This is a genomic window from bacterium (genome assembly GCA_030247525.1).
Classification (GTDB): domain Bacteria; phylum Electryoneota; class JAOADG01; order JAOADG01; family JAOADG01; genus JAOTSC01.
In genome coordinates this window covers 1-5,090 of sequence record JAOTSC010000210.1, presented here as the reverse complement: position 1 = coordinate 5,090, position 5,090 = coordinate 1, and the positions used below count along the sequence as shown (strand labels likewise).

The window sequence follows — 5,090 nt, the reverse complement described above, 5'->3', positions numbered from 1 at the left end:
TCTTCGAAGAGACTGCATATTCAATTACATCCGATCATCTTGGTGGTGTTTTTGTCACGGGTATAGTGAATGGGTCGGACTTTCCTGTAACTCATAGCGCATTTGATACAACCTTCAATGGTTTTGGTGACAGTTGCGATGCTGCAATTGTTCATCTTTCGATACGTGACGCACGACTAATCGCAAGTACCTATTTAGGCGGGGTCGGACATGATGATTGTTGGGATTTGAGTATTCTCGATACCAATGTTGTTTACATCAATGGGTATACTGGAAGTCACGATTTTCCGATTGTTGGACCTTGTTACGACTCAACCCATAGCAATAATCATTATGATCAATTTCTTGCCCGAATGTCGTACGATTTATCACGACTTGAAAAAAGTACTTTCTTTGGGGGGGATGTTTTACCTGGAAGAACTAAGCATGTTTTGTTGGAGGACAGCTCAATCGTAGTCTCTGGTACGACCAATGCTGTCAATTTGCCTACAACCCCTAATGCCCAAAGTCGCTCTTATCTCGGGGGGATTTTTGACATTTACCTTACAAAATTCAATAGGGAGTTGACAGATCTTCGATATGGCTCGTATTGGGGTGGAAATAATTCTGAGTTCGTTTCCGATATGGTCTGCGATAGTCAGAGCCAGCTTCACATGACGGGATTCACAAGAAGTAACAATTTTTCCACAACACCTAACGCCTTCGATCCTACCTACAACGACACTTCACAATGGGGGAATGAATGTTTCTTCACGATCTTATCGATTCCAACAACAGGAGTGTCCGAATCGGTTGCCAAGCTGCCTAGTACAACACAATTACTTGGAAATTATCCAAATCCATTTAATTCATCCACTACGATTTCCTACTCACTTCCTAAACCGGGAATGGTCGACCTAAGACTATTCGATATTATTGGTCGGGAAGTGGCAACGCTTGTGAATCAAAAACAACAAACGGGAAGTTATCGGTTGACATTCGATGGCAAATACCTTTCGTCGGGAACGTATTTCGTGCGGATGCAAGCCGGAGAATTTGTCAAGACGCAGAAGATGGTGCTGCTGAAATAGGGGGTTCGGAATTCGGGGTTCGGGGATCGAAAAATGGGTGAAGGGTGAAAGGTGAAGGGTGTAGGGGGAAGGGGGTCGAAAAATGGTGAAAGGAGTAAGGTGAAAGGTGTAGGGTAGCGACAGGTCTCCCGACCTGTAAAACGAATGGGCGAACACGAGGTTCGCCCGTACTCAAAATCGAGGACAGACTTTTTTGGGGTCTACCCCTATAGAAACAAAGGGCGGCTGCCAGCCGCCCCTACGATGTAAACATATGGGCGTGCGCGACACGCCCCTACGGACGGGTTTGGAAACCCGTAACCACCACAAAAATACGGGCGGACGTGGAAGTTCGCTCCTACCCTACACCTTACACCTTACACCCTACACCTTACACCCTACACCTTACACCCTACACCTTACACCTTACACCCTACACCTTACACCCTTCACCTTACACCCTTCACCTTACACCCATTACCCATTATTCATTATCCATCATTCGAATCTTTCGGTATATTCTTTCATGCGAGCCATCGAAGTAGCAATTTCGACACCACCTTATACGTGTTACCATTACCTCTCCGGTTCCTATGATCCGGAGCAGATCATGGGGTGTGCAGTAACGGTTCCGTTCGGTAGTCAGCGGAAACCGTTAACCGGTTGGGTGTGGAATGTATCCGACGCTCCTCCGACGATGAAGTTAAAAGCAATCCAAACTCTCGTGTCCCCGACCTCATTGTTTCCCGGTGAGTTGTTGCCATTTCTGCGGTGGTTCTCGCAATACTATTTTGCTGCACCCGGAATCGTTTGTATGACTGCGCAGCCACCGGGTGATTTATCTGGTACCGAAAAATCCCGCCTTGAAATCTGGAGTAGCTTTAGTGGCATTTTGCCGGAAGAGTTGCCGAAACGCTTATCCAGTGGAACGCTCGCGCTGCTATCGGATTTGACCACGCAACCCGCATGGGAACTCCACTCCGAACGAATCCTCCGCACCGGCGCCACCAAAAACGCCGCAGAGCGATTAGCGGCATTAGGAATCCTGATAAAAGAGTTGCGTCCGCCGTGGCATCGCGACCCATCGTTACAGGGCATAGCAAATACGGCACCGCCATTACCACCCCTCACCGACGATCAGCAAAAGGTGTTTACTGAGTTACTCGCGAAACTTACTGGTGGCAGCTTTCACTCATCCTTGCTATTCGGCGTAACCGGCTCCGGGAAAACGCGAGTCTATCTCGAACTAACCAAACAAACGTTAAGCGTTGGGAAATCGGTCTTACTGATTGTTCCTGAAATCGCCATGACGCCACAACTAATCGGCTGGTTTCGCAGCGCTTTCGGTAGTAAAGTCCGAGTTCTCCATAGTAAGATGACCGATGCATCGCGTCGTGGCACTTACCAAGAGCTGCGCACCGAGACCGCTTCCATCGTCATTGGCGCTCGTTCTGCACTCTTCGCTCCAGTACGCGATTTAGGTTTGATCGTGGTCGATGAAGAACATGAAGCTTCGCTGAAACAACACGATCCCGAACCCCGCTACCACGCCCGGGATGCGGCACTGATGCGGGCAAAATTTGCGAATTGTCTCATCGTGTTGGGCAGCGCGACCCCTTCGATAGAAATATTGCACGGTGCGGAGACCGGTAAGCATACATTGCACGTATTACCTGAACGAGTCGATAACGTTCCTTTACCGACCATCCACATCGTTGATATGAACGAGGTTCCGCGCAGTGAACCGGGGCGGGTAGAAGTTCTCTCTCCGCAACTAATCGCTGCCATCGAAAACCGGATCGAACGAGCCGAACAAGTCATCCTCATGCGCAACCGGCGCGGCTATGGGACGCATCTGCGCTGTGGAAAATGTAATTGGGTGATGGGTTGTCCCAATTGTTCGGTAACACTTACGGTACACCGCGAATACAATGAAGTGATCTGTCACCTCTGCGGTCACCATGAACAAATTCCGGTGCAATGTCCACAATGCAATTCCGCTCGAGTCGCTCCCCGTGGTTTTGGCACCGAACGGGTGGAGGAATACCTCGCCGAGAAGTTTCCCGCGTTGCGTGTTTTACGAATGGATGGCGATACAGTTAAGCAACGCGGTTCTCATCAACGAATCCTTCAGGCATTTGCCGATGGCGAAGCCGATCTCTTGCTCGGAACCCGAATGATTGCCCGCAGTCTCGATTTTCCCCGGGTGACTTTGGTCGGGATATTGTCTGCCGACAGCGAGTGGTTGCTGCCCGATTTTCGCAGTGAAGAACGCGCGTTATCACTCCTAATGCAAGCCGCCGGTCGAGCGGGGAGGCGGGGATTAGGAGAAGTGGTTCTTCAAACCTGGGATCCCCACCACATCGTATTGCAGTATCTGCAAGCCCACGATTGGCAAGGATTCGCCGAATACACCATGAAACTCCGAAAGCAACTTGAGTTTCCACCGTTTGTCCGATTAGCACGAATTCTCGTAACGGGGCCTGAAGAGAATGCTGCCGAGCTGGAAGCCAACCGGTTGCAAAAGTGGTTGCAAAGTCAAGGATTCGATACCAGCCACGCCGCACCAGCATTGATAGCGCGAAAGGAAAACTACTATCGCTTCGCGATTCTTCTGAAACTCGCGTTACAAGACACTCGACGAATGCTTTTAGGACAACTCCCAAAACCACTCTACTCCGAGAATCGGATAGCGTTAGACATCGATCCGATAGATTTTAGTTAGATGTATAAGAAATATATCACAATGTCTATACAATCATGTTGTTGTATTGATTGTTGGGATAGAATTCTGGAGAACCCTACAATTCGCTGAACTACATAGATTCATCTGCTGAATGAAAAGAGAAAAATCTATGTGATAATGTGAAGAATGTCACATAACGCTTGTGTAACGATAAGCGGACACGTACATTATCGACGGATTTCAAGTAAGCAACGCTGCTTTTTCAGCCCGCTGAGTATCTGCAACGAGACATTCCATGGATTTTATCCCAATTCTCATTTTCATCGGTATGGCAGTTCTGGTTGTCGGCGTATCCGTGACGCTGAACCGGTTGCTGGCGCCGCGTAACCCGAATGATCTCAAGCTCTCAACCTATGAGTGTGGTGAAGAAATCAAAGGTCAGAGCTGGGTACGGTTTAACAGCCGGTTTTACATCATTGGTTTGATTTTCCTAATCTTCGACATCGAAGTAGTCCTCTTGTTGCCGTATGCGGTTGTCGCGCGGGAGCTTGGGTTGCTCGGTTGGATCGAAGCTATGTTATTCCTCTTCTTGTTAATTCCCGGTTTAGTGTATGTGTGGAAACGCGGCGACTTGGAATGGATTCGTCCTTTAGCGCCTCGTAGTGCGACCGAAATGTTGAACGCCCCCCATGCTGAAACACAAACCAATCGTCCTGCGGAGCACCGGTGAGTATTCCTAAGGAAGGCGTTTACGAACGCGATATTCTGATAACGAGCGTCGACAAGCTGTTTCGCTGGGCGCGTTCCTATTCGATTTGGCCGCAAACCTTCGGGATTGCCTGCTGTGCGATCGAGATGATGGCGGCTGCGGCGAGCCGATTCGATCTGGACCGTTTTGGCGTATTTATGCGTCCCAGTCCCCGACAATCCGATTGTATGATTGTCGCCGGAACGGTCACGTTCAAAATGGCGTCGCGGCTTGAGCGGTTGTACGAACAGATGCCCGATCCGAAGTGGGTGATTTCGATGGGTTCCTGTGCAAACAGTGGCGGACCATACTGGCAGGGTGGCTACCATGTCGTCAAAGGAGTCGATTTAATCGTACCCGTCGATGTGTATGTCCCCGGTTGTCCCCCGCGTCCCGAAGCATTGATTGATGGGATTATGCAATTGCAAGATTCGATTCGTCACCCCGAGAAGCGGAGGAAGAGCGCATGATTGAGCCTACCCGCGATTGGGTCGAATGGATTGCTGCGAAGCATCCGGAATCGAAGCCGGAGTGGATTATCGAAGCGTTAGCCAGCGAAAAAGCAGTGCTATTGACACCGGAGCATTTCAAGATTGTCTGAACACCT

At 49.5% G+C, this 5,090-nt stretch carries 5 protein-coding genes; all 5 read left to right on the top strand.

Features of this window, described 5'->3' with window-relative positions; translation table 11 throughout:
- Positions 1-1,070: T9SS type A sorting domain-containing protein (locus tag OEM52_13865; GenBank protein ID MDK9701222.1), on the top strand; the 1,070-nt coding region annotated here is incomplete at its 5' end.
- A gap of 505 nt (positions 1,071-1,575) precedes the next feature.
- On the top strand, positions 1,576-3,774 hold the full coding sequence (gene priA, locus OEM52_13860; protein ID MDK9701221.1) for a primosomal protein N': 2,199 nt from the start codon (positions 1,576-1,578) through the stop codon (positions 3,772-3,774).
- 256 nt (positions 3,775-4,030) lie between these two features.
- Entirely contained in the window at positions 4,031-4,465 is a 435-nt protein-coding gene (locus OEM52_13855) for an NADH-quinone oxidoreductase subunit A (protein ID MDK9701220.1), read from the top strand.
- Complete coding sequence (locus OEM52_13850) at positions 4,462-4,953, top strand: NADH-quinone oxidoreductase subunit B (protein MDK9701219.1); 492 nt, start codon at positions 4,462-4,464, stop codon at positions 4,951-4,953. Before OEM52_13855 ends, OEM52_13850 begins: the two co-directional genes overlap by 4 nt.
- Entirely contained in the window at positions 4,950-5,084 is a 135-nt protein-coding gene (locus OEM52_13845; protein MDK9701218.1) for a hypothetical protein, read from the top strand. The genes OEM52_13850 and OEM52_13845 overlap by 4 nt, the downstream gene beginning before the upstream one ends.
- Positions 5,085-5,090 lie beyond the last annotated feature (6 nt).